Origin of the sequence: Shigella sp. FC1967, from assembly GCF_001743005.1 — a bacterium.
Taxonomy (GTDB): Bacteria; Pseudomonadota; Gammaproteobacteria; order Enterobacterales; family Enterobacteriaceae; genus Proteus.
Genome location: NZ_MIIZ01001294.1, coordinates 1 through 415, shown reverse-complemented (window position 1 = coordinate 415; position 415 = coordinate 1). Strand labels below are relative to the sequence as shown.

Sequence of the window (415 nt, the reverse complement as noted above, 5' to 3'; positions counted from 1 at the left end):
TCGCTTCTCTTTGTATCTGCCATTGTAGCACGTGTGTAGCCCTACTCGTAAGGGCCATGATGACTTGACGTCATCCCCACCTTCCTCCGGTTTATCACCGGCAGTCTCCTTTGAGTTCCCACCATAACGCGCTGGCAACAAAGGATAAGGGTTGCGCTCGTTGCGGGACTTAACCCAACATTTTCACAACACGAGCTGACGACAGCCATGCAGCACCTGTCTCAGCGTTCCCGAAGGCACTCCTCTATCTCTAAAGGATTCGCTGGATGTCAAGAGTAGGTAAGGTTCTTCGCGTTGCATCGAATTAAACCACATGCTCCACCGCTTGTGCGGGCCCCCGTCAATTCATTTGAGTTTTAACCTTGCGGCCGTACTCCCCAGGCGGTCGATTTAACGCGTTAGCTCCAGAAGCCAC

1 rRNA gene is annotated in these 415 nt (G+C 52.8%); it reads right to left on the bottom strand.

The annotated features are described in order from the left end of the window. Positions 1–415: ribosomal RNA gene (locus BHE89_RS21375) — 16S ribosomal RNA — on the bottom strand; the annotation flags it as partial.